Source organism: Corynebacterium sp. HMSC064E10, from assembly GCF_001812505.1.
In the GTDB taxonomy this organism is placed as follows: domain Bacteria; phylum Actinomycetota; class Actinomycetes; order Mycobacteriales; family Mycobacteriaceae; genus Corynebacterium; species Corynebacterium amycolatum.
Genome location: NZ_KV809173.1, coordinates 858,168 through 882,284, shown reverse-complemented (window position 1 = coordinate 882,284; position 24,117 = coordinate 858,168). Strand labels below are relative to the sequence as shown.

General features: G+C 59.3%; 23 protein-coding genes. 17 read left to right on the top strand and 6 right to left on the bottom strand.

Annotated features, from left to right (window positions below; genetic code table 11):
• The first annotated feature begins 31 nt into the window (after positions 1-31).
• Positions 32-1,240, top strand: coding sequence for an acetyl-CoA C-acetyltransferase (locus tag HMPREF2860_RS05705; protein ID WP_049182283.1), 1,209 nt, complete (start codon positions 32-34; stop codon positions 1,238-1,240).
• Positions 1,241-1,369: 129 nt separating this feature from the next.
• The gene (locus HMPREF2860_RS05700; RefSeq protein WP_038627866.1) at positions 1,370-2,233 is read left to right on the top strand and encodes an HpcH/HpaI aldolase/citrate lyase family protein; all 864 of its coding nucleotides are present in this window, start codon (positions 1,370-1,372) and stop codon (positions 2,231-2,233) included.
• Here HMPREF2860_RS05700 and hypD read toward each other — a convergent pair whose 3' ends face one another.
• On the bottom strand, positions 2,234-3,385 hold the full coding sequence (hypD, locus tag HMPREF2860_RS05695; protein WP_038627869.1) for a hydrogenase formation protein HypD: 1,152 nt from the start codon (positions 3,383-3,385) through the stop codon (positions 2,234-2,236).
• 16 nt (positions 3,386-3,401) lie between these two features.
• Entirely contained in the window at positions 3,402-3,671 is a 270-nt protein-coding gene (locus HMPREF2860_RS05690) for a HypC/HybG/HupF family hydrogenase formation chaperone (protein WP_038629409.1), read from the bottom strand.
• 123 nt (positions 3,672-3,794) lie between these two features.
• On the opposite strand from HMPREF2860_RS05690, the gene hypE reads away from it, so the two are divergent.
• The gene (gene hypE, locus HMPREF2860_RS05685; protein WP_070628651.1) at positions 3,795-4,937 is read left to right on the top strand and encodes a hydrogenase expression/formation protein HypE; all 1,143 of its coding nucleotides are present in this window, start codon (positions 3,795-3,797) and stop codon (positions 4,935-4,937) included.
• On the opposite strand, the gene hypF is transcribed toward hypE, so the two are convergent.
• A complete protein-coding gene (gene hypF / locus HMPREF2860_RS05680) occupies positions 4,934-7,324 on the bottom strand; it encodes a carbamoyltransferase HypF (protein ID WP_052155582.1) in 2,391 nt (796 codons plus the stop codon). The genes hypE and hypF overlap by 4 nt on opposite strands.
• A gap of 76 nt (positions 7,325-7,400) precedes the next feature.
• Here hypF and HMPREF2860_RS05675 point away from each other — a divergent pair, with 76 nt between their 5' ends.
• The 6 genes from HMPREF2860_RS05675 to HMPREF2860_RS05650 all read left to right on the top strand — a co-directional run bounded on the left by HMPREF2860_RS05675 (position 7,401) and on the right by HMPREF2860_RS05650 (position 13,788).
• The gene (locus tag HMPREF2860_RS05675) at positions 7,401-7,718 is read left to right on the top strand and encodes a hydrogenase maturation nickel metallochaperone HypA (protein ID WP_038627871.1); all 318 of its coding nucleotides are present in this window, start codon (positions 7,401-7,403) and stop codon (positions 7,716-7,718) included.
• A gap of 16 nt (positions 7,719-7,734) precedes the next feature.
• The gene (gene hypB / locus HMPREF2860_RS05670; RefSeq protein WP_038627874.1) at positions 7,735-8,541 is read left to right on the top strand and encodes a hydrogenase nickel incorporation protein HypB; all 807 of its coding nucleotides are present in this window, start codon (positions 7,735-7,737) and stop codon (positions 8,539-8,541) included.
• Positions 8,542-8,878: 337 nt separating this feature from the next.
• Positions 8,879-10,117 (top strand): hydrogenase small subunit, encoded by a 1,239-nt coding sequence (locus HMPREF2860_RS05665; RefSeq protein WP_038627876.1) that lies wholly within the window; start codon positions 8,879-8,881, stop codon positions 10,115-10,117.
• Positions 10,118-10,128: 11 nt separating this feature from the next.
• Positions 10,129-11,877, top strand: coding sequence for a nickel-dependent hydrogenase large subunit (locus HMPREF2860_RS05660; protein ID WP_038627878.1), 1,749 nt, complete (start codon positions 10,129-10,131; stop codon positions 11,875-11,877).
• Positions 11,874-13,142: a Ni/Fe-hydrogenase, b-type cytochrome subunit gene (gene cybH, locus HMPREF2860_RS05655; RefSeq protein ID WP_052155583.1), complete on the top strand. Its 1,269-nt coding sequence runs from the start codon at positions 11,874-11,876 to the stop codon at positions 13,140-13,142. The genes HMPREF2860_RS05660 and cybH overlap by 4 nt, the downstream gene beginning before the upstream one ends.
• A 61-nt stretch (positions 13,143-13,203) precedes the next feature.
• On the top strand, positions 13,204-13,788 hold the full coding sequence (locus tag HMPREF2860_RS05650) for a hydrogenase maturation protease (protein WP_070628791.1): 585 nt from the start codon (positions 13,204-13,206) through the stop codon (positions 13,786-13,788).
• On the opposite strand, the gene HMPREF2860_RS05645 is transcribed toward HMPREF2860_RS05650, so the two are convergent.
• Positions 13,785-14,144, bottom strand: a complete 360-nt coding sequence (locus HMPREF2860_RS05645) for a hydrogenase maturation nickel metallochaperone HypA/HybF (RefSeq protein WP_187271236.1) — start codon at positions 14,142-14,144, stop codon at positions 13,785-13,787. The two genes, HMPREF2860_RS05650 and HMPREF2860_RS05645, sit on opposite strands and share 4 nt — an antisense overlap.
• Before the next feature lie 40 nt (positions 14,145-14,184).
• On the opposite strand from HMPREF2860_RS05645, the gene HMPREF2860_RS05640 reads away from it, so the two are divergent.
• Both HMPREF2860_RS05640 and HMPREF2860_RS05635 read left to right on the top strand, forming a co-directional pair.
• Complete coding sequence (locus HMPREF2860_RS05640; protein ID WP_070628650.1) at positions 14,185-15,540, top strand: nickel-dependent hydrogenase large subunit; 1,356 nt, start codon at positions 14,185-14,187, stop codon at positions 15,538-15,540.
• A gap of 4 nt (positions 15,541-15,544) precedes the next feature.
• Positions 15,545-15,805: a HypC/HybG/HupF family hydrogenase formation chaperone gene (locus tag HMPREF2860_RS05635; RefSeq protein ID WP_038627884.1), complete on the top strand. Its 261-nt coding sequence runs from the start codon at positions 15,545-15,547 to the stop codon at positions 15,803-15,805.
• On the opposite strand, the gene HMPREF2860_RS05630 is transcribed toward HMPREF2860_RS05635, so the two are convergent.
• A complete protein-coding gene (locus HMPREF2860_RS05630; protein ID WP_371199666.1) occupies positions 15,802-17,436 on the bottom strand; it encodes an LCP family protein in 1,635 nt (544 codons plus the stop codon). The genes HMPREF2860_RS05635 and HMPREF2860_RS05630 overlap by 4 nt on opposite strands.
• 168 nt (positions 17,437-17,604) lie before the next feature.
• Between HMPREF2860_RS05630 and rfbD the strand changes: the two genes are divergently transcribed.
• The 4 genes from rfbD to HMPREF2860_RS05610 all read left to right on the top strand — a co-directional run bounded on the left by rfbD (position 17,605) and on the right by HMPREF2860_RS05610 (position 21,402).
• The gene (rfbD, locus tag HMPREF2860_RS05625; RefSeq protein ID WP_049182274.1) at positions 17,605-18,579 is read left to right on the top strand and encodes a dTDP-4-dehydrorhamnose reductase; all 975 of its coding nucleotides are present in this window, start codon (positions 17,605-17,607) and stop codon (positions 18,577-18,579) included.
• A gap of 11 nt (positions 18,580-18,590) precedes the next feature.
• Complete coding sequence (locus tag HMPREF2860_RS05620; protein WP_049182273.1) at positions 18,591-19,514, top strand: glycosyltransferase family 2 protein; 924 nt, start codon at positions 18,591-18,593, stop codon at positions 19,512-19,514.
• A 41-nt stretch (positions 19,515-19,555) separates the two neighbouring features.
• Positions 19,556-20,713, top strand: a complete 1,158-nt coding sequence (locus HMPREF2860_RS05615; protein WP_038627889.1) for a mannose-1-phosphate guanylyltransferase — start codon at positions 19,556-19,558, stop codon at positions 20,711-20,713.
• Positions 20,714-21,033: 320 nt separating this feature from the next.
• Positions 21,034-21,402: a WhiB family transcriptional regulator gene (locus HMPREF2860_RS05610; RefSeq protein ID WP_005510060.1), complete on the top strand. Its 369-nt coding sequence runs from the start codon at positions 21,034-21,036 to the stop codon at positions 21,400-21,402.
• 122 nt (positions 21,403-21,524) lie between these two features.
• Here HMPREF2860_RS05610 and HMPREF2860_RS05605 read toward each other — a convergent pair whose 3' ends face one another.
• Positions 21,525-22,007: a metallopeptidase family protein gene (locus tag HMPREF2860_RS05605; protein ID WP_070628649.1), complete on the bottom strand. Its 483-nt coding sequence runs from the start codon at positions 22,005-22,007 to the stop codon at positions 21,525-21,527.
• 172 nt (positions 22,008-22,179) lie between these two features.
• On the opposite strand from HMPREF2860_RS05605, the gene HMPREF2860_RS05600 reads away from it, so the two are divergent.
• Together HMPREF2860_RS05600 and HMPREF2860_RS05595 are read left to right on the top strand one after the other, a co-directional pair.
• A complete protein-coding gene (locus tag HMPREF2860_RS05600) occupies positions 22,180-22,587 on the top strand; it encodes a DUF3499 domain-containing protein (protein WP_005509890.1) in 408 nt (135 codons plus the stop codon).
• A gap of 116 nt (positions 22,588-22,703) precedes the next feature.
• Positions 22,704-24,083, top strand: a complete 1,380-nt coding sequence (locus HMPREF2860_RS05595) for a phosphomannomutase/phosphoglucomutase (RefSeq protein WP_080972929.1) — start codon at positions 22,704-22,706, stop codon at positions 24,081-24,083.
• Positions 24,084-24,117: the final 34 nt, after the last annotated feature.

The window sequence follows — 24,117 nt, the reverse complement described above, 5'->3', positions numbered from 1 at the left end:
CTCATCAGATTTGACTTAGGAGAATCCATCCATGAGTAACCTTCCAACTCCCAGCCCGAATGATGTCGTTATCCTCGCCGGTGCCCGCACCCCGCAGGGCAAGCTGCTCGGCCAGCTGGCACCGCTTACTTCCGTCGAACTCGGCGCACATGCTGTCAAGCACGCTGTCCAGCGTTCCGGCGTTGCCCCGGAAGAGGTTCAGCACGTCGTTCTGGGCCAGGTGATTCTCGCAGGCGCTGGCCAGAACCCGGCCCGACAGGTCGCCATTAAGGCAGGTCTGCCATGGAATACGACCGCTGAGATCGTTAACAAAGTCTGCCTCTCAGGCCTAAACGCTGTCATTCACGCCGCTCGCCTGATTCGTCTCGGTGATGCAGACGTTGTTGTTGCAGGTGGTCAGGAGTCCATGACGCACGCTCCGCACGTTGCACGCGGTGTTCGTCAGGGCAAGTCCTTCGGTGCGCTGAAGCTGGAGGACACCTTGGAGCGCGACGGTCTAGTCGACTCCTTCGATGGTGTGTCCATGGGTACGCTTACCGACGGTCCGAACAGCGACCTCGGCATTAGCCGCGAGCAGCAGGACGAAGTTGCGGCCGCTTCTCACCAGCGTGCAGCCAAGGCGCAGGAAGACGGCATTTTCGCGCAGGAAATCGCTCCAATCGAGATTCCGCAGCGCAAGGGTGACCCGGTAGTTGTCGACACCGACCAGGGCATTCGCCCGGAGACCACTGTGGAGACCCTGGCTAAGCTGCGTCCGGTCTTCCTGAAGGAAAACGGCACCATCACTGCCGGTAACTCCTCGCCGATTTCCGACGGTGCCGCAGCAGTTGTGCTGGCATCGCGTGCCTACGCAGAGAAGCACGGCCTGGACTACCTCGCAGTTGTGGGCAAGGCCGGCCAGACCGCAGGTCCGGATAACTCCCTGCACGCTCAGCCGGCGGACTCTTTGAAGGAGGCTCTGCGTCGCGCTGAGTGGGACGCGCAGGAGCTTGACTTCATCGAGATCAACGAGGCATTTGGTGCGGTGGCCGTCAAGTCCCTGCGTGAGCTGGACTACCCGCTGGAAAAGACCAACATCCACGGTGGCGCGATTGCCCTCGGCCACCCGATTGGCTGCTCCGGTGCCCGCCTGACTCTGACCGCTGCAATGGAGCTGAACCGTCGCGGTTCGGGTCGCGCTGGTGTGTCCCTGTGTGGTGGCGGCGGCCAGGGCGACGCGCTGCTGCTGTACCGCGACTAATCGCATAGGTTAAAAACTCAGTAAACCCGCGTTGTGGTTTCCACTCTATGGACCCCACAACGCGGGTTTTGTTGTCTCCTGGGAGAGCCTGCGCGAAGGTGATTCGAGTTTTCAATTAGGTTAGGAGCTATGACAGGCTTTAGCTCCCTCGATGGTGAACAGACCTTCCCTTGGCTTCCCTCTGGCCCGGCGCTACTCTTCGCCCCGGCTGACCGTCCGGAACGTTTCCAGAAAGCTGCTGAACGATCGGACATGGTCATTATTGACCTGGAGGACGGCGCTGCCGTTGACAATCACGAGCAGGCACGTGCGAACATCATCAACAATCCGCTCGACCCGGAGGTGACTATTCTTCGGATTACCGGTCCTGGGACTCCGACCTTCGCGGAGGATGTCGCCTTTGCCCGTACATGTGACTACGACATCGTCATGGTGCCCAAGATTCGAGACTCCATTCCCGCAGAGCTCGAAGGGTTGAAGATCATCGCGATGATTGAAACCCCGCAGGCCATGATTAATATCCAGCAGATTGCCACGCACCAGGACGTTGTGGGGCTGTTCTGGGGTGCCGAAGACCTGACCGCCGAACTCGGTGGGGCGTCCTCGCGTCAGAGTGTGGATGAAAACCCTCGTCGCCACTACCGCGATCCGCAGCGATTGGCTCGTGCACTCGTTCAGGTGCATGCAGCTGCAGCGGGTATTGCCGCCATTGATGCCGTTCATACTGACTTTCGCGATGAGCGCGGCCAGTACCTAGAGGCTCTCGATGCCGTGGGCTGTGGTTTCTTGGCTACGGCCTGCATCCACCCGGCGATGGTGCCGCCGGTGCGCAAGGCATATAAGCCGTCGGAAGCAACGCTCGCCCGCGCCCGGAAGATTGTCGATCACGCAGGTACGCACACTGGCGCCTTCCAGCTCGATGGCGAGATGATTGACGCGCCCGTCGTAAAGCAGGCGGTGGCAGCGCTCGCGCGTGCGGGAATTACGGAGTAACTAGCGGCGGGATTTCGCCAGGTTCTCGGTGACTTTCCGGTCGATGCGGCCGAAGTTGTAGTACGCCGCACAAGCGCCTTCGGGGGAGACCATGCAGGTGCCGATGGGGGTCGCCGGGGTGCAGGCGGTGCCGAAGACCGCGCATTGCCACGGCTTGATGTGGCCGGTGAGCACAGATCCGCATTCGCAGGTCACGGGGTCTGGGATCCGGCGCCCCGGCACCTGGAAACGGCGCTCGGCATCGAATGCTGCGTATTCCTCAGAGATGCCGAGGCCGGAGTTTTCAATCCAGCCGAGGCCGCGCCACTCGAAGATGTCGCGGAGGGAAAAGACGCGGTCCATAAGTTTCTGCGCGGTGGTGTTGCCGGAGGAGCGCACAACGCGCGCGTACTGGTTGTCCACCCGCGACTTACCGGCAGCAACGTCGCCGCTGACGAATTGATCTAGCAGCATGACGACGGCCTGGAGTACATCCAATGGCTCAAAACCGGTGACCGCCACTGGCAGATTGAACTCGCGCGGCAGGAACTCGAAAGCGTCCGTGCCGGTGGTGGTGGCCACGTGGCCTGGGCCGATAAACCCATCAACCTTGGTTTCGCCGCCGTTGACGATGGCGCGCAGCGGCGGCTCGATAAGTACGTGGTTGGAAAACACGGAGAAGTTTTCCACACCCTGCCGGCGTGCGGCCTCAACGGTCACGGCAGTCGACGGGGCGGTGGTCTCGAACCCGACGGCGAAGAAAACGACCTGCTTATCGGGGTTGTCGGTGGCAATTTTCAGCGCGTCGAGAGGCGAGTAGACAAAGCGTACATCGGCGCCGCGCGCACGTGCCTGCATCAGCGACGTTTCGGACCCCGGCACGCGCATCATGTCGCCGAAGGTCGTGAAAATGACGTCTTCCTGCTGTGCCAGCCAGATGGCATCGTCGACGCGCCCCATGGGGATGACACAGACGGGGCAGCCGGGTCCGTGAATCAGCTCGATGTTCTCCGGCAGGAGGTTTTCCAAGCCGTAGCGGTAAATGGTGTGCGTGTGCCCGCCACAGACTTCCATCAGTGCGATGGGCTTTTCCAGCTTGGTGGCCTCGCGTTCAATGCGTGCGAGCAGCTTCTTCGCAGCGGCGGGATCGCGGAATTCGTCAACGTATTTCATGGTGCCGTCCAGCCCCTTAGTTGATCTGTGACGATGAGAAGGATTCCAGCTCATCCTCGTAAGCGTCGCCACCTAGCTGTTTGATTTGCTGGAGCGAGAGCCTGGCCTCTTCCTCGTCGATCTTGCTCATGGCGAAACCGACATGTACGAGAACCCAATCACCGGCGGTGAGGTTCTCGTCAATAAGTAAATCGGTGGAAATCATGCGTGCGACGCCACCAATTTCCACTGTTGCACGGGCAGCATCGTGGACTTCCGTGATGACGGCGGGGACACCAAGACACATACGCTTCTCCTCGTTTGCAATACTTTTCGAGACTACCATCAGGAGCAGCGAGCCTCGTTTTCGAAGGACGAGTGACGCAAGCAGTTTTGTCCGCCAGCAGCTGTGAAGTTAGGGATAGTGAGCATGCAGCCGAAGAATCGTCTGAACACCAACGAAGCCAAGGTAAACACCAATATTGGTCGCGTTCGGGCACGTCCGTTCAGGCTTCTCGACGACTACGTCACCCTGCAACACGGCTCCGGCGGAAAGGCATCCGCAGCTCTGGTTGAACAGGTCTTTTTCGATGCCTATGGCAATGAAGTTTTAGGGCAGGGTGGCGACTCCGGGCTCTTCGCTGCCGATGCCGTCGTCAAGGCTGCGACAGCTTCTGCACATGGCGGGGCGCGTTTGGCAATGTCCACTGACTCCTACGTGGTCAATCCCATCGAGTTCCCGGGCGGCAACATCGGCGATTTGGCCGTCAACGGCACGATCAACGATCTGGCGGTAGCCGGAGCCAGGCCGCTGGCGCTGACCGCATCGTTCATCCTGGAAGAGGGGCTGGAGATCGCGACTCTCCGTCGCATCGTGGCGAGTATGCGCACCGCTGCCGATGCCGCAGGGGTGAGCATCGTCGCCGGCGACACCAAGGTTGTGCCGAAGGGCGCAGGTGACCAGGTCTACATCACCACGGCCGGGGTGGGCGTGGTCCGCGGCGACTACGCAGGTGCCGCTACGGAAGGATCTGTCTACACAAACATCGAGGCCGGAGACCGCATCCTCGTCTCCGGTCCAATCGCCGATCACGGCATGGCCGTCATGCTCGCCCGCGGCGACTTGGCTCTGGCCGCGCCTATCGAGACCGATACCCGCGCAGTCAACGGTCTGGTCGAAGCGCTACTTGAAGCTGCACCCGGCACTCGCTGGATGCGCGATGCCACCCGCGGCGGCCTCGGCACGGTCGCCAACGAGCTCGCCCGTGGCACCGGTTTTGGTGTCGTGCTTGACGACGAATCCATTGCAGTCCGTGAAATGACCCGTGGCGCCTGTGACATGCTCGGCATCGATCCGCTCTACGTCGCCAATGAAGGCACCTTCGTCGCCGTTGTCCCGGCTGAGCAATCCGAGGCAGCGCTCAGTGCGCTCCACGCAGCCGGGGCTTCCGAGGCTCGTGATATCGGCTCCATCGAGGACGATCCCGCCGCTTCCGTGGTGCTGGTCACCGGATTCGGTGGCACCCGCATGGTGGACATGTTGGTCGGCGACCCGCTGCCGCGCATCTGCTAGACATCCATGCCGGTTGCCGCCAGCAGGCGACCGGCCACCGCCTGGCCAAGACTCAAGCCGCCATCGCCCGGCGGCACGATTTGATGCTGCAACAGAGTAAAGCCCTCAGCTGCAACTTCGCGCCGTAGCAACTCCATTAACAGCGCATTATTCGCGCAACCCCCGCTGACACCGACAACATCGGTTCCAGCTTCCTCCGCCGCCTGCACCAGTCGCTTGCCGACGACGCCCGCAACCCCACTGTGAAACAAGAATGCGGCCTGCTCAGCGTCAGGCGATGCTGCCGCCTCCGGGATGACGTCCTGGAGGGGCACCGGCTTCGTCTCTGAACTGATCGCTCCGAGCGCTTCCGCATGTGACCTCACGTAGCGAGTCGCCACTGCCTCCAACTCCATGGCCGCTTGCGCCTCGTAGCTGATGGCCGCGCCACCGCGCCAGCGAGGCAGCAGCAGAGCTGCGGCGGCATCGAATATGCGGCCTAGAGACGAAGTTTGCACGGTGCCAATTCCCGTCGCCAGCTGGCTTTTAACCAGCGCTACTTCGTGTTCGTTGGAGAGGTTGCGCAAGAGACGGTCGTCGTCAAGCTCCCACTCGTGCGCGAGACCGAGGGCTAGCCGCCACGGATGCGTGACTGCACGATCGCCGCCTACCAATGGGAAAGAGGGGCAGTGCCAGGTGCGTTCCCAGTTTGCGGAACTGCGACTGAGCGTGAGGATCTCGCCGCCCCAGATGGAACCATCAGTGCCATAGCCAGTGCCGTCGAGGGTAGCGACGACTGCGCGACCGGCACTGGGGGAAAGGAGGCGGTGTTCGGCGAGTAGGGAGAGCGCGTGGGCGAAGTGGTGTTGAACCGAGAGCAGTTCGATGTCGTGCTCGGCAGCGAAGCGTTCGGCGAAGGCGGTAGTGGCGTAGTCCGGGTGAAGGTCGCAGACGACAAAATCCGGGGTCGCGTCACGCATGGAAAGGAGCTGATCAACTGCTTTCTGGTAGGCCTTCTGACTGGCCCACGAACCCATGTCACCAATGTGTGCGGAGACGTGAACGAGGTCCCCATGCGCGATCGCGAAAGTGTTCTTCAGCTCCCCGCCAGTCGCGAAAATGGTGGGTTGCGACGTACTACGGGCGCTGGTGCCGGTGCTAGTGCCCGTGTGGCTACGAGAATCGGTGGCCGTGATTGAAACGGGGATGGGAGCGAAGCCACGGGACCGGCGCGATGGGGCGGTGCCGATGAAAACCGAATCTTCAACGGGGACGTGGATTTCGCGGTCGTGGAGGATGAAAGCGTCGGCGATGTGACCGAGCTTCTTCAGCGCGTCGGCATTGTCGGTGCACACGGGCTCGCCACTGAGGTTGCCGCTGGTGACCACGAGCGGGCGATCGCAAAGCAACAGGTGAATGCCTGAGTATGGAAGCATAATGCCGAAGCTGTCGAGGCCAGGGGCGATGAGATCGGAAAGCGGCCCCGACCGCTGCTTCGGCGCGATCACAATCGGTGCCTCAGGGGAGTCGAGGAAACGCTTCTCCTGCTCAGTTAACTCAACCAGTTGGGCAGCGGTGTCAACAGTGGGAGCCATTACCGCCAGCGGTTTGTCGGGTCGACGCTTGCGCATCCGTAGTTTCTCGCAGGCAGCGCCATTGGCGGCATCGCAGACCAGGTGAAAACCACCAATACCTTTGACGGCGAGCAAGGCGCCGTCGTCAAGCAGCGCGTGTGCGCGACGAAAGAGTGCGAGAACCTCCTCGCGGGAGGTAGCGGTGGTGGTGCCGCCTGCATCGTGCCAGCTCAGATGCGGTCCGCAGTCGAAACAGCTGATTGGCTGGGCGTGATAGCGGCGGTCGGTGGGGTCGGTGTATTCGCGCTCACACGGGGTGCACATCGGAAAGGCCGCCATAGTGGTGCGCGGGCGGTCGTAGGGCAGTTCAGTGATGATGGACAGACGCGGCCCGCAGTTGGTGCAGGAAATGAAAGGGTAGAGGTAGCGCGGGTTGGTAGGGTCGAAAAACTCACGGCGGCAGTCCGGGCACAGTGCGGTGTCGGGCGGAAGCAGCGCGCGGCCGGGGTAGCTGTGGCGAGAGGACACGATGGTGAACTCGCGCTCATGGCCCAGCGCAGCGATGTGCTCGGCGGAGTGATTGATGATGCGGGCAAGCGCCGGCAGTTCGGTGAAAAGCTGGCTGCGGAAGGCCGCGAGGGCGTCCGACGTGCCTTCTACCTCGATGAATACGCCCTGCTCATCATTGCCGCAGAAGCCGACGAGACCCGCGCGCCGGGCGATGGTGGCCACAAAAGGGCGGAATCCGACCCCCTGGACGATTCCTTCGATACGCCAGCGAATGCGTTGAATGCCCGTGCCCATCCCCGCCCCGGTCGTGCCTGCCTTTTCCATGCGTTCAACTTTACGTAAGCGACTCGGGTCCGTTCGCACTGCTACTTTGGAGATTGTGCACGAAGTAGCGTTGAGCATGCAGTTGGCGAAGGTTGTCACGAGAGCAGCCGAGGGGCGGAATGTACGCACTGTGCACCTGCGGATAGGCGCTCTGCGTCAGGTTGTTCCAGAAACCCTTTCATACGCGTGGGATTTCGTCAGTCGCGATACCGGTTTGGGGCACGCGAAATTGGAGATTGACTGGGTACCTGCCGTTGTCGAATGCGCGCACGGCCATCGCGAACAGGTCGGGCCACTCGACGGTCTGCTGTGCCCCACGTGCGGAAAGCCCGGACGCGTAATCTCGGGGGAAGAGTTCACAATCGTCGACATCGACGTCGACGCGCACAAGTAGGAAAGACGGTTTAATCATGGGACGTTTCCACCGGCACGACGGCGATGACGCACACCACCACCATCATCATGACCATGACCACCACCACGGCCATGACCACGTTCATCTCGCCGACCCCAATGACACCAGCCACGGCGACCACTCGGGTTATGAAACTGGTGTGGAACGCGTGACCATCCTCGAGGACATCTTCAGCGAGAACGACCACCGCGCGGAGCATAATCGCGAGTTGCTTGCCGAACATGGTGTTGAGGCCATCAACCTGATGAGCTCCCCGGGTTCAGGCAAGACCGCGCTGTTGGAGAAGACACTGGTGGCTGCGCAGGGCAAGCTGCGCGTCGGCATTATCGAGGGCGATATTGAGACGGCCCTCGATGCCGATCGCCTGGAGGGCTACGGGGCACAGATTTCGCTGCTGAACACGGGCAACGGATTCGGTGGCGAATGCCACTTGGATGCTCCCATGGTCTCCCGCGCGCTCGAGGGGCTGAATCTGGACACGCTTGACCTGGTCATGATTGAAAATGTGGGAAACCTCGTCTGTCCGGCTGAGTTTGAGGTCGGTGAGACTCGCAAGGCAATGGTCTACTCCATTACTGAAGGTGAGGATAAGCCGGTCAAGTATCCGGTGATGTTCCGCTCTGTGCAGGTAGTGGTTATCAACAAGATGGATCTTGCCCCGTACCTTGACTTCGACATGGAGCTCTTCCGCGCCAACCTGGAAAAGGTCAATCCAGGGGTGAAGGTGATTGAGGTCTCCGCTAAGACCGGGGAGGGCATCGACGAATGGCTCCGTTGGGTCAACCCTGCGCTGGTTGATTAAGCGCGCGCCGGGGGGGGGGCGTCGTGAAGCAATGGGGGGGGCATTACGGCATGCTTGACGACGGTCCCGCCACCCCCTCGTTTCGCTCCACCTTAGTGGGGGATAGGTGATATCCCGCTGTAATCTGCGGCGGTTTTTCACGTTCATTCCCTGTACCTGGAGCTATATTTACGCAACAGTTATCTTGCATATTATTTTGTTATAACCGCAGCGCAGCGCCATTATTCAGGTTGTTCTTAGGTCGCTATACTTGGCCATGTATAGGCAATGGGCCTGGGTAGTTGTAAAACCTCGAAACCAATATTCCTAATAACTAAGCAGAAGGCGCAGCGAAAAAATGATTAGTGGCGCGAATTGGCAGGAAGGCACCCTCGGCGACAACCTCGCTAGAGCTGGTGTCTCACGGCGCAGTTTCATGAAGTTTTGTGGCACCATGGCGGCAATTTTTGCCGCGGGAACTCCGAATGTCGGTGAGGCCGCGGCGCAGTCGCTGACTCCCTCGGCGGAGGAAATCGCAGACAAGCTCTCAGCTGTAAAGAAGCCGAAGGTGGCTTGGTTGCAATTGCAGGAGTGCACCGGATGTATGGAATCCGTATTGCGTTCCGGAGGCACTACTGCTGAAGACGTGGTGCTGAACTTAGTTTCGATGGACTATAACGAGCTGCTCATGGCGCCGTCCGGGCACGCGGCCGAAAAGGCTTTGGATGACATGAATGCCGAGGACCACATTCTGGTGGTCAATGGCTCGATCCCGACCGGCGAGCACGGTGCGTATTGCACCATCGGCGGTAAGTCGGCAGAACAAGTGCTGCTCGAGGCTGCTGAGAAGGCCACGGCAATCCTGGCCGTTGGTGCCTGTGCTGTCTGGGGTTCTGTTCAGGCCGCTAAGCCGAATCCGACCGGCGCTAAGGGCGTCGATGAGATTATCAAGGACAAGCCGGTGATTAATGTCTCTGGTTGTCCGCCGATTGGTGAGGTTATTACCGCCACTCTGACGTACGTGCTCACTTATGGCAAGACTCCGGAGGTTGACGCTGAGGGGCGGCCAAAGTTTGCCTACGACCAGCGTATTCACGACTCCTGTCCGCGCCGCGCACATTATGATGCCGGTCAGTTCGTGAAAACCTTCGATGACGAGGGTGCACGCAACGGCTGGTGCCTTTACGAGGTCGGCTGTAAGGGGCCATCCACGTTTAGCCCATGCCCAATCGTGCAGTGGAACCTTAAGTCTGGCTGGCCAATCGGTGCTGGTCACCCATGTATTGGCTGTACTGAGAAGGACTTCTTCGACCAGTTCACTCCGTTCTATGACAAGCTGCCGGGTATCCCGGGTATTGGGGTGGAGTCCAGTGTGAACAAGGTCGGCGTTGGACTGCTGGCTGCTACTGCTGCGGGTACCGCAGTCCATGGCGGACTTACATTGGTGAAGGAACTGAAGATAAGGCGCTCCAACGGCGAAGAAAAGGTGTTGGCTGCGTTTGGTGGTGTGGAAGGCCGAAAGCCTCCGATGGTCGACCTTCCTTCAAACTCACCGGGCACGCAGAGTGAGACAGCATCCGATTCGAAGGACAACTAAGGGCATAGGACATGGCTACGGAAAAAGTTGTAATTGACCCGATTACCCGAATCGAGGGACACCTTCGCATTGAGCTGGAACGCGAGGGAGACCAGATTAAAACCGCGTGGAGTGAGACCACTCAGTTCCGCGGCATCGAAACCATTGTGAAAAACCGCGATCCTCGCGATGTCTGGGCGTTCGTTGGTCGTATCTGTGGTGTGTGCACGGGTACTCACTCGGTGGCATCTATTGCTGCGGTCGAAGATGCCATTGGCTCGACACCGCCCCCGCAGGCACGTCGTATTCGCGACCTGGTGATTGGCTCGCAGGAGATTCACGACCACGTCGTGCACTTCTACCATCTTCACGGGTTGGACTGGATTGATGTCACGAAGGCTCTCGAGGCAGATCCGAAGAAGACCGTTGAGTTCGCGCAGTCGATCGGCTCGACGTGGAAGGGCAATAACGAAGAAACCTTCGCCCGAGTCAAGGACACCGTGCAGGGCATTGTGGACTCCGGCCAGCTGTCCATCTTCACCGGCGGCTACTGGGGGCATGAGGACTACCGCTTGCCGCCCGAGGCCAACCTGATGGCAGTGTCGCACTACCTCGACGCCTTGGCTTTCCAGCGCTCTATCATCCGCATTAACACCGTATTTGGCGGTAAGAATCCCCACCCGAACTTCCTGGTCGGAGGTATGGCGTGCTCCATAGACCCGGAACGCTCGGAGACGGTCAACCAAGTCGGCATTGACCAGATCAAGTCCTGGATCGATGAGATCGTGGAGTTCGTCAATGACTGCTTCTACCCAGATGCAGTCGCCATTATGAGCGTTTACAAGGATTACTTCGACATCGGTCGCTCCTCCGACAGCTTCCTGGCGGTCGGCATGGCCGGTGCCACTTACTCCGGCGACCCGGCTAAGTCCCGTGTCCAGACCGTGCATCCAAACATCAAGCCCGGTGTCATTCTCGACGGTGATTACACCAAGCTCCACCCATTCCAGCCGGAGAAGATCGAGGAATTCATTAACTCCGCCTGGTACACGCAGGAAGCAGGCGACGATGTCGGCCTCAAGCCGTACGACGGTGAAACCACAGTGAACTACACCGGACCGAAACCGCCGTACGAGTGGCTGTCCGACAATGAAAAGTACACCTGGTCGAAAGCGCCGCGTTACGACGGTCGCGCTGTTCAAGTCGGCCCGGTTGCACGTGTGCTGTTGGCGTACCTGCAGAAGGAGTCGGAGACGGTGCGCCTGGTCGACGAGGTTATGGACAAGCTCGACCTACGCATTGAGCAGATGAACTCCACTGCGGGACGCACCTACGCTCGTGCCGTGGAATCTGTGACTACCGCCAATTACTTGGCAGATCACATTTTCCCAGAGTTCGTTGAGGCCTTGAAGAACGGCGATATTGATGTCTTCGACAACAGCCGTTGGGAGCCGTCCTCGTGGCCGGAAAAGTGCCAGGGCGTGGGCTTTCTCGAGGTCGCTCGTGGCATGCTCAGCCACTGGGTCAAAATCGAAAATGGCAAGGTGACCAACTACCAAGCCGTGGTTCCTACCACGTGGCTGGCCGGTGGCCGTGACCCCAAGGGGCAGCTTGGCCCGTACGAGCACGCGCTGGCTGGCGATGGCACGCATCCGCTGGTCGATCCTGAGCAGCCGCTTGAGCCACTTCGCACGATTCATTCCTTCGACCCATGTATGGCCTGCGCAGTCCATGTTTTGGATCCGTCTGGTCAGGAGATGTTTAAGGTGACGACGGCATGACCCCCTCAGTGAGTGAAAATCCGGAACTGCGACTAAAGGATTCCAAGGGCAACCCCCTGGTTATTGCGGTTATTGACGCACACACCAGCCACTGGTTGTCGCCATCTGAGGTCATTCAGGCCGCAGCAATTGTCCCGGACGAGTCCCGCGATCCTGTCGACCTTGCGCTGAAGGTCAGCTTGCGTCGTCGTCGTGACGATCTTTTCCACCTCGACGGCACGCCACTGATGAAATTGACCCCGGATTCGTACGATCCGGCAACACCGGATCGCCGTTACTCCATCGCTAAGGTGCACGGTCTCAATATCGCCGATCAAACGGTCGATGTGGCAATCATGCGTGGTGAACTGGACTCAGTCGTAGAGGCATCCACGATGTCCCGCGAGGAAGGTGTTCTACTTCGTCGTAACGCGAACATGCACCATGGCCGCGGTCATCGCAGCATGGGGGTCGCTCTCGCGCCCATTGACAAAGACGGAAATATCATCGGAGAGTTCATCTTCGAAGGATTCGTGGCAATGGGGCTGCGGAAACTCGACGAGGCCATTGCGGAGAACAAGAAGGGTTCCGGTTCGTGGGTCGAGGTTCACCTGTGGGGATGGGCGCTGCGCGTTCAACATTGGTTGAACCTGGCGCTGATGTTGGTGATGACCTTTACTGGCTGGTACATCATGCAGCCCTATTTGACCGAGCGCACCTATGACGGCACGGCCGCGGGTTTTGCGATGGGGTATGTGCGTTTCGCGCACTTCTTAGCCGGATTCCTATGGATTGCGGTGGGATTGTGGCGTGCCATTCTGTTGTTTGTTACCCACGACCGACAAACACGATGGCGTGCGCTATGGCCGATTTATAACAAGCAGGATGTTAAAGACCTCTGGCACACGATGCAGTACTACCTCTTCCTGCGCAAGGAAGGGCCGTTCTACTTCGCGCACAATCCGCTGCAGCAGCTGGCATACACCGGTATTTACGCGATGTGTTTCATCCAGATGCTCACAGGTTTGTCGCTATATGCGATGATGGATCAGTCCAACTGGTTCTTCCAGCTGTTGGCTATGCCCACGCACTGGATTGGCATCGGTTACTTCCGCCTGATTCACACAATCATCATGTACCTGATTTGGCTCTTCGCCATCATTCACGTCTACCTGGTCATCCGCTCCGATGCGGTGCACAACCACGGTGGTCTGTCCTCGATGATTGGTGGCTCTGTCTGGCTACCGCGCGGCACGCAACCGGTTGACTCTCCACGCATTGGATAGGAGATCATTGGGTAACGATAAGACGTCTGACGCAGCCACCGGCGCCGATACTGGAACCCCGTTGGTGACGGTTCTTGGCATCGGCAACCCCGTCATGGGCGACGACGGCATTGGTCTCGAACTGCTGAGGCGCCTCGCCCCGGAACTGGAATCTGCAGGCATGAGGCAGACAACTCAGGCCGGAGATTCTGCGCATTTGGTCTGGTCGCCCTCTAATCTCGATGATCCTGCGAACATCGCCGGGCGGGGGGACGAATGGACGGGTGCGGTTGCCTACATCGATGGCGGCACCTGCGGTATGGAGTTGCTGCCCCTCGTGCAGGAGGCCAAGAACTTATTGCTGCTCGATGCTCTCGCTGGTCCGGGGGATCCCGGTACCGTCGTTAAGCTCGTCGGTGACCAGATTCCTCGACTATTGGCGGCAAAGCTGTCCGCGCACCAGGTCGGCTTGTTGGATTTGCTCACCGCGGCGCGCCTGTTGGGGCAGGAGCCTGCGCGCGTCGGTGTGGTGGGAGTGGTCTACGAGTCGGCTGACATGGTGGTGGGGCTCAGTGACACGGCACTTGTCGGCATTGAGGAAGCGACTGAGGTTGCGCGCGAGCTCATCGACAGCTGGCTTGCCGACGAGCACGACAGCGGCGTCTAACTCTCGCCCTCAGCGTTGACCTCAATACTGGAGATTTCAAACTCGCGACCGTGCCGTAGATCCGCAGTTGGAGTGCCGCAGACGGGGCAGGTTAGAGCATAGAATTCATCGATTTCATGCTCGGCCTCGCAGGTGGGACAGTAGACCGTCGACACAATGAGCTCGGCGTCTAACTCGGCGCCCTCACACTGCGTCGCGGCACTGGCCACGGGCCACGCGGCGATGAGGGAATCGTAGACGACTCCGGAGCGGTCGCCCACACGCATTGACACCTTTGTCACGGTGCGTCCCGGGCAGACCTCGGCAATCTTTTCCACCACGCTGGTCAACAATCCAAGCTCATGCACAGATACCATTATGGCGAAGCACTCAGCGCAAAGGAGGCGCAGGCGGACCATGTCATCCAAATCCGTTCCGGTTACCCAGCACATCCAGCTCGATGAGCTTGTTGACCCATTCGAGGCACGACTGGATGTCTATCGCGATGACAACGGCGCCATCACACAGGTGGCCTTCGACCTTTCAGGGCTACCGCGTATCGACGGGATGCTCGTGGGCAAGCAGGCGCTGGCTGTACCAGATATCACCAAGAGGCTGTGTGGCCTGTGCCCGGTTGTGCATCATCTTGCAGGCGTGCGGGCGGTAGAGGACCTCTACGGGATCTCCGACATTCCTCGAACCGCACAGTTGATTCGAGAGCTGCTGGCGGCCGGGTCGACCTTGGATAATCTAGCGACCAAATTTGTGGCCGTCGACCGCGAGGGGGCGCGGGCAATGAAGCGTGCCGGAAAAGCTCTGATGCGTGCAGCGGGGGCACCGTCGCACTTCCCGGATGTCGCCGTCCCCGGCGGTGTGCGCGCGACAGTGGATAAGACGCTGGTTTCTGAGGCAGAAACTGCTCTGGAGGTACTGGCTGAGACGGTGGTAATCAAGGAAGTGGAGCTTCTTCCCACTCCCGATGCTCCTGATGCTTGGACAGATACTTTTGACGGCCTCGATGTGGCAGTTGTCGATGCCGACGGTGAGCTTGCGCCGCTGGGAAATTACCTGGCAGTCGCGCGGCATGACACCGATACCGCGGCGGAGATTTTCCCGGCTGCTGATTGGCCCACACGTGTTCGTGAATCCCGTCCGGGCGATGCCGCTCCCAGACCGGTGTTTGATGCCTCGAAGCAGCTGGGCAAACATGGCTGTGAAGGTCATCGGGCCGATTTCTACCGGGTGGGGCCGGTCTCCAGGCAGGTTGTCGTCGATAAGCGTGGGGTGAGCCCACGCGACGCCCAACGCCAGCTCCTCGCCGACACCGCGGCTTGGGCGAGGCGGGTGCTTGCCGACGGGGAACTACTCGGCGAGCATGTGTGCGATCCGAATGCCGCGACAGCGATTGAGAACGCTGACTTTGAAGGGCATCGCAGTGGTGTCGGGATGATTGACGGTCCGCGTGGGCTGTTAGTACATCGCTATACGGCAGGGGCTGACGGCATCATCACGGATTGTCAGATTATGACGCCAACTGCGCAGAATGAACCCTGGCTGACGCGTATGCTCACCGAGCAGATGTGCGGTGGCGGGGAGACTGCGGGGGTCGAGAAGTCCATCTGGGCCGCTGATCCGTGCTTACCGTGTAGCTCGGCACCTGCGGGAGTGATGACATTCAAGATGCAGGAACATGCCGGTGCACCTGCGGACAATATGACAACGGATAGCCGTAGTTCGGCGGATGCCCCGACCGTAGTGGAGAGGACGAAGTAACACGATGTGTCTTGGAATTCCTGCCAAGGTTTTGGCAATCGCCGATGGTCCACTGCCGATGGCGATGGTGGATATGGCGGGGCAGAAGCGGCAATGCTCGGCAATGTACGTGCCTGAGCTGGTGGTAGGTGATTGGGTGTTCGTCCAGAACGGGTTCATCATGAACGTGCTGGACGAACAGGAGGCCAAGGACTCCTTAGCCGCAATTGAGGAATATAACCTCATCGAACATGTCGCTGAGGTCTCCCCGAAGAGACGGACCTAGTTCACGCAGGTCACGCCAGCGGCGTCGATAGCGGGGCGATCTTCCTGCGGAATTTCGCCGCCCTCTTGGCCGATGATGTCGCCATTGGAACCATCTTCGACGTCAGGTGCGGGTTCGGCACTCTCGCCCGAATCAGTGTCCATTCCCTCTGATGTCAATCCTGGGCCGTCGTAGTCACCGGCAATCGTCACTGAGATGTGGTGCGGATCGAGGTATGGATCGTGGACAATCGGTACGCCACCGAGTGCTTCAGAAATGGCCTGAGCTGCCGGATCCTCTGGGTCAGCCGCATTGATCTGGCTGGAGGCAACGCCGGCGAACTCAGCGTTGCCGACCTCTCCCTGGGTGTAGCCCTTTTCCGTTAAGAAACCTGAGACGCCGCTGGCCAAACCTTCAATGCCTGTGGCGTTGTAAACGCTGACTGTAGTTTCAGCCGCGTTGGGGTCAGCCTTCTTATCGTCTTCTTCCTTCGTCGGAGCTTCTTCTTCCTTGGTGCCCAGCAGGGTCTCGAAGTACTGGTGGACTTGGCCCTTATCGATTGTGACCACCGACTCGCCATAGTCGCCGACACCGTCAATCGAGGTCACCGGGATCGTTTCAAACTTCACGTTGCCACCACTGAGGCCCTGCATCTGGGTAGCAAATCCGGTGACATCCCAGTTGTCGTCGAGCACCACCGAGCGCTGGACAGCGTTGCCCAGTTCAGACAGCTTCGCGGGATTGGACAGTGTGCCAGCGCCGAGCAGCTTATTGGTGAACGAGGCCATGAAGACCTGCTGGCGAGTAATTCGGTCGAGGTCACCGCGGGGCAGACCGTGGCGCTGGCGGACGAATGACAGCGCGTCGGCACCCATCAACGTCTGTGAGCCCGCCGGGAAGTCCGCACCAGAGAACTCGTCGTAAACAGCCTCATTCAGACATACATCGACACCACCGATGGCATCGGTGAGCAGGACAAAGCCGAGCAGGCCAACTTCTGCGTAGTGGTCAACGGTGATACCGCTGAGGTCGCTAATGGTTTCAATCAGAGCTCTACGTCCGGCCTCAGTCGAGCGACGCTCAATCTCATCCGGCGAAGCCCCGCTTCCTGCGAGTTCCTCTTCCACCATCTGCTTTGTATTGCCGTAGACACCATTAATCTTTGTGTTGCCTAGGCGATTGGTGTGGACATAGGTATCGCGCGGAATGGAAATCGCCGTCGCGGAAGAGCCATCGGCAGGAACACGAATCACAATAATCGTGTCTGTATTCGTGGCTTCTTCGTCGCCGGCACGCAGAAGCTCAATTTCTTCCGGAGTCAGCGGGTTGCCCTGGGCATCGGTGCGGGAGTCTGAGCCGACGAGCAGAATATCGGTTGCACCGTCCTTCTCACTGCCCAGGCCGAAGTCGCCACCCGAACCCAAGTTGTCGGTGGTCCTACCGAGTGTCCACCAGCCAACTGCGGAAATAACCAGGATAATGGCCGAGAGCAGTACAAGCGCATTGCGCAGCATCGGCGGCCAAGCTTGGGCGGTACTCTCTGCAGAGGACGGTGGCGCTTGAATATCGCGTGCGTGACGCGCGCGTGGCGTGTGGCTGCTCAAACCGGGGCTCCTCTTAAACCGTTTTCGAAAATATAATTTGTGCTGCATGTCTGCGTGGGCATTCCACACATCGTGGAGGGCAGTAAGCAGCTGCGGAAACTACATAAACCTTAGCCGTCCAACCGTGTGCGGTTGCACCTCAACACAGTGTCAATCCGTATCCGGTTACACCTCAACACAGTGTCAATCGTATCTACGATAGTGATAAAGAAGAATATGTCTGAAATATCAGTCTCGCATTTCGCCACTCATGGACCAACCCACAGCAACTCGCGGCGTCCCATTATTGTCATAACTGGTGCGGCTGGACAGCTGGGTACTGCGCTTCAGCGTGATTCTTTCGCCGCCGATGTTGAGGTGCGCCCTCTCACTCGGGCACAGTTGGATATCACTGATTCGGATGCTGTGGAGACATCGCCTCTGCTTGACGACGTCGACATCATCATTAACGCGGCAGCGGCGACCGATGTCGATGGTGCAGAATCCGATCCCGGTTCGGCACATCTAATCAATGCACTCGGACCGAAGTACTTGGCGGCTCGGGCGAAAAAGGAAGACGCGTATCTCATTCATATCTCCACCGACTATGTCTTCGGTGATGTAGCAATCGATGAGATGACGGGGCAGCGCCGAGCGCTGCGAGTTGATGATTTCACCGCGCCTCAGACTATGTACGGACGTACCAAGTTAGTGGGGGAGAACAATGTGCGTGATTCGGGCGCGCGTTCCGCTATTTTGCGTACGGCGTGGGTCTGGTCGGGGCCCACACAGCCAGAGGCCAAGGACTTCGTCTCCACGATGATGCGTCTGGCGGAGACGGCGACTGATGACAAGGGCAATCCGGCAATTATTAAGGTCGTTGACGATCAGCACGGCAACCCCACCTTTGTTGGTGACCTCGCCGGAGCTATCTGGGAGTTGTCCGATCGCGTGTTGTCCAAACCGAGCAGCGCACCGACCGGCACCTTCCATGTCACGGGCAGCGGTGAGTCAACATGGTTCGAGGTGGCTCGCGAAGTGTTTCGGCTCACCGGTCACGATCCACAGCGTGTGGTGGCGTGTACCAGCAGTGAGTTCCCTCGTCCGGCCCTGCGTCCGGCCTGGTCCGTGTTGGATGGTTCCGCATGGAGTGAGGTAGGTCTACATTCGCTTCCGGAGTGGCAGGACACTTTGCGTGCAGTCCTGACCTAGGGTCTAGGTTTGTGAATGCAACCTCGAATTCCCCGCAATCCTCACAGCTTCCGCTCGGTGTGGTCACCGTGACCTTTTCGCCCGGTGAGCACCTGAGCAAGCTGGTGGATTCGCTGGGCCCCGCCGCCAGTGCCTCCACGCGTCTGATCATGGCCGACAACGGCTCGACGGATGGTTCCGTGGAGAAGGAAGAAGCTCGGGCCAAGGAGACCGGAGCGGATGTTCAGCTTCTGCGCACCGGCGGCAACATTGGCTATGGCGCGGCCGCCAACCGTGGCATTGCGGAGCTGGGACGGGCTCGCCGTGCCGGTGAGATTAATCCTGATTACGTCATGCTGGTCAACCCTGACGTGGTGTTTGCCCCTGGCGCAATCGATGTTCTGTTGGAATGCGCGCAGCGCAATCCCAAAGCCGGAGCGATTGGTCCGCTGATTCGCGAGGCGGATGGCAGCGTGTACCCGTCGGCACGCGCGGTTCCTGAGCTTGTCAGTGGTATCGGACACGCGCTGCTCGCCGATATCTGGCCTACTAACCCTTTCTCACGGCGCTACCGGGATGACGCGGATATGGATCGCGAGCGACCGGCCGGCTGGTTGTCGGGCGCATGCCTGCTGCTGCGATGGGATGCGTTCGACCAGATTGATGGCTTTGATACCCGCTACTTCATGTACATGGAGGACGTGGATTTGGGCGACCGACTGGGCAAGGCTGGTTGGAGGAATATTTTCTGTCCTCGTGCAGAGATTCGTCACGCGCAGGGGCATTCTGCCAGTAAGCACCCAGAAATTACCGTAAAGGCCCATCACGAGTCGGCCTACCGCTTTATGTCAGATCGCCTGCCGGGGCCGGCGTTGGCACCTGTGCGACTGGCATTGCGTTTGGGGCTGTTCCTGCGTGGCAAAGTCATAATCGCGGTCAAAAAGCGTAGGAATTAATTGACTGTTGGAATGATCCATCGAAGAAAGTTACCGATTTCATGACTACCGAAGTTCGTCCGAGTGCTGGGCATGGCTCCGCTTTCCAGCCGGGAGCGGATGCTGCACAGCAGGCGGGAGCCACGTTGGCTGAACAGACTGACGCTGTCATTCTGGTCGGCGGGCAAGGTACGCGTTTGCGTCCCCTTACTGTGAATACGCCGAAGCCGATGCTGCCCACGGCAGGACATCCATTCCTGGAGCATCTGCTTGGCCGCATTCGTGCAGCAGGTATGAAGCACGTGATATTGGGCACCTCCTACCGTGCTGAAGTATTTGAAGAACACTTCGGCGACGGTTCGGATTTGGGTCTCGAAATTGAATATGTCTTTGAGGCTGAGCCGCTGGGGACCGGTGGCGGTATCCGAAACGTCCTCGACAAGCTGCGCTATGACACCGCGATGATTTTCAACGGCGATGTCCTCGGCGGCACCGACTTGCGCGCGGTGTTGGGTACTCACGCGGAGAAGGACGCGGACGTCACGATGCACCTCGTACGTGTGCCGGATCCACGCGCGTTCGGCTGTGTTCCGACCGATGAGGATGGGCGCGTCCTGGAGTTTCTGGAGAAGACCCAGGATCCGCCAACCGATCAGATTAATGCCGGTATCTACGTGTTCCGCCGCGAGATTATCGAATCGATTCCGGCTGGTCGTCCTATTAGCGTTGAGCGTGAAATCTTCCCAGCGCTGCTCGACCGCGGTATGAACGTCTACGGTCACGTTGATTACGCCTACTGGCGTGACATGGGGACTCCGGGTGACTTCGTCCGCGGCTCCTCCGATTTGGTCCGCGGTATCGCGCCGTCACCACTTCTAGAGGGTAAGCACGGCGAAGCGCTTGTCGACGAATCTGCGTCGGTCGGTGGCGGCGCTCTTCTCTACGGTGGCTCTGTCGTCGGCCGTGGGGCGGAGATTGGTGCGGGAGCTCGGATTGATCAATCGGTGATCTTCGACGGCGCACGCATCGGTGCCGGTGCTGTGATTGAGCGCTCTGTGATTGCCGATGGCGCCGATATTGGCCCGCGGACGGTCATCAGTGATGCCATTATCGGCGAGGGTGCCGTCGTTGGTGCGCGCTGTGAATTGATCAACGGTATCCGTGTGTGGCCGGGCGTCCGGATCCCCGATCACGGAGTACGTTTTTCGACGGATGTCTAGTCTGCAGCCTTCGGCGTGTCAGACTTTTGTCGGCAATATCTGATTAGAATTGCCGAAGTATCGCCAAAGTTGCTGGTGAGAGGCATGTGGTGAATGTGGTTGAGTTCAGGTGGCAGGTTTAGGGTTCAGGCACCATCCTTCAACCTGAACTTAATCCCCAACGCGGGGGGAGGGGCTTCAGGGGCAATGAAAAGTATTGGGGCAAATTCTCTATTCGGCTTGACCGATGGTGGGTTACACGTGTGTAATCACAAATGTGTGTTTCGCACACTAAGCCCAATTTAAAGACCCGCAGCAACAACCATCAGGAGGCCCTCGGCATGGAAAAGTCCAGCATGTTTGATGGCGGCTCTGCTGTGGATAGTGAGACGAATGCGGGTGACATCGCTGTGAACGATAGCTCCTCTGAAAACCAGCCTCGGCCGTTGACAGAGTGGGCAGATGACCTTTCGGGGTTGTTTGAAGCCGTCGATCAGGACTGGCAGGAGCAGGCTCTGTGTGCCCAGACTGATCCAGAAGCTTTCTTCCCTGAGAAGGGTGGATCCACTCGCGAAGCAAAGCGTATTTGTCGTGCTTGTGGTGTGCGAGATGAATGCCTGGAGTTTGCTCTCGAGCATGATGAGCGCTTCGGTATTTGGGGTGGCCTCTCTGAGCGTGAGCGCCGCCGTTTGAAGCGGCAGATTGGCTAGGAAGGCTGGGGTCGGTTTTGATCCTTCTCTCGACCTCGCAGTTTCCCCTTGGGTAATACCCTGGGGGATTTTTCGTTGAACGGTTTTTCTGCTCTCTAGGGAGCTCCTTAGAAGAGAGCTTTCTACAGGAAGTTTTCGTCGAAACTAGGGTCCACCTCAACCGGATCAATACCCAGATATACCGCCACCAGGCGGGTCAGTACATATTGCAGCATCCGGTCCAGTTCCACTCGGCCCGACACACGGCGCTCAATGGGGCGGCGGAACACTACTACGCAGGGGCGGGTGGGGTTGCCTATGCGGTCAATGCCAGCAGGGATAAGCCGTCCCAGTGGGACAGGTCCGTCAGCGACAACCTCTTCCGGGAAGTACATGTCCGGGCGCAACTGCATGCGAGGAATCGTATCGATGGCGATGTCCAGGTGCGACAGTTGTCGGGACCAGCGCTGATCCAATGGGGCATAGGCGTCAATAACCGCCTGGTCAAAAGCTTCTGAACGGCTCTTCCAACGAGGTACTTCCGGCGGCAGCAGAGGTCCCCGAGGTCCGCGACCGCGTCGCAGTGAGCGTCGCAACGAGCGCGGAGTATAAGCCGATGAATTCATATTTGTTGAGCATAATCGGTCGGCCTGTCAACGTGGGTGAGGTCAACTTTCGGCCATGTCGCGGGTTTGCTGGGTAAGGCTGGGGTGCTCCGGGGGAGCGTCGGAAAGCGAAAACGCCCGGAGTGGGAGAAAAACTATCGAAACTTAAAGTTAGGGTCTAGACTTTGATGCCGTGAGTGTTTTTAGACGTTGTTGCCGGCCCGGCTGTGGCAAACCTGCCGTAGCTACGTTGACGTATGCCTACGCGGAGTCGACGGCTGTGGTGGGTCCGCTCGCCGCCGCGTCCGAACCGCATAGCTGGGATCTCTGTGAGAAGCACGCGCGTTCCATCACCGCACCGCTGGGTTGGGAGCTCGTGCGTTACGACGTGCCGACGCCCGCCCAGGACGATGATGATTTGACCGCATTGGCGGAAGCCGTCCGTGAAGCTGGCCGCAACGCGACTGGCCTGGTGTTGCGGGATGAGGTCGACAACCGTCCGCAGACCTACAAGATTGATTCCAGCCGTCACCCGTCGACGCGGAAATCCGCGCGCGGTCACCTGCATGTAGTTCGCGATCCGGAGGATTCGGACGACTAACGGGGCGGGCGCCGTGCCCCAGCTCATGCCATCTTGCCGCGGCATTTCTTTGTGAGAGCCTCTCTGTGGCTAGTATCATTTTTCACAACACTGATACTTACCCAGAGAGGTTTTTCGTGGGCACTTACAATCGTTCCGATTTGGATGCCGTCATCAAGGCCTATGACGTGCGCGGTGTTGTCGGTGAGGGCATCGACGCGGACCTTGTCGGAGCCATCGGCGCCGCCTTTGGGCACATCATGCGTTCAGAGGGCGCAACGCGTGCCGTAGTTGGCCACGATATGCGTGAGTCCTCGCCGGAGTTGGCGGCTAGTTTCGCCGATGGCGCGGCAGCGCAGGGGCTCAATGTCACCCTGCTCGGCCTGACCTCTACGGACGAGCTGTATTTCGCCTCCGGAGTAAGGGAATGCCCGGGCGCGATGTTCACTGCCAGCCACAACCCAGCTGAATACAACGGCATCAAGATGTGCCGTTCGCTGGCCCGCCCAATCGGGCAGGAGACCGGGCTTGCTCAGATTAAGGATCTGCTTGTCGGCGGAATCCCGGAGTACACCGGCACTCCGGGCGAAATTGATCGTGAGGATGTTCTGCAGGATTACGCGGCGTTCCTCCATGGGCTGGTCGACATCCGCTCCGGCCGTCGCCTGAAGGTTGCAGTCGATGCCGGTAACGGTATGGGGGGACTGACAGTTCCGGCAGTGCTCGGAGAAGACATGGATGTTGCTGACCTCTACTTTGAGCTCGACGGCAACTTCCCGAATCACGAGGCCAATCCATTGGAGCCCGCCAACCTCGTTGACCTACAGAAGTTTACGGTGGAGCAGGGCGCAGACATCGGTATTGCCTTCGATGGCGACGCTGACCGCTGCTTCGTCGTCGACGAGAAGGGCAACCCGGTCAGCCCATCGGCCATCTGTGCGTTGGTGGCCACCCGCTACCTGGAGCAGAACCCGGGTGCGGCTATCATCCATAACCTGATCACCTCGCACGTCGTGCCGGAGATGATTGTGGAAAACGGCGGAACTCCGGTTCGTACCCGTGTTGGGCACTCCTTTATTAAGGCGCAAATGGCCGAGCACAGTGCTGTTTTTGGTGGCGAGCATTCAGCGCACTACTACTTCAAGGAATTCTTCAACGCAGACTCCGGCATGCTGGCTGCCATGCATGTCCTGGCCGCACTGGCCGAGCAGAACAAGCCGCTGAGTGAATTCATGGCCGAGTACAATCGCTACGAGGCCTCCGGTGAGATTAATTCCCGCCTGGGCAGCGCCGAGGAGCAGCAGGCCAAGCAGAAGGAAATCGAGGCCGCGTTTGCCGATCGCACGGAGTCCTCGGACTGGATGGATGGCCTGACCATTGAGCTGGCAGACTCCAAGGCGTGGTTCAACGTCCGGGCCTCCAATACGGAGCCGCTGCTGCGTCTGAACGTCGAGGCTCCGACGCGTGCTGAGGTCGACGCTCTTGTCGACGAAGTTCTTGGCATCATCCGCGGTTAATCAACCCCACGCGCCCGTTTTCAGGCATGCTTGG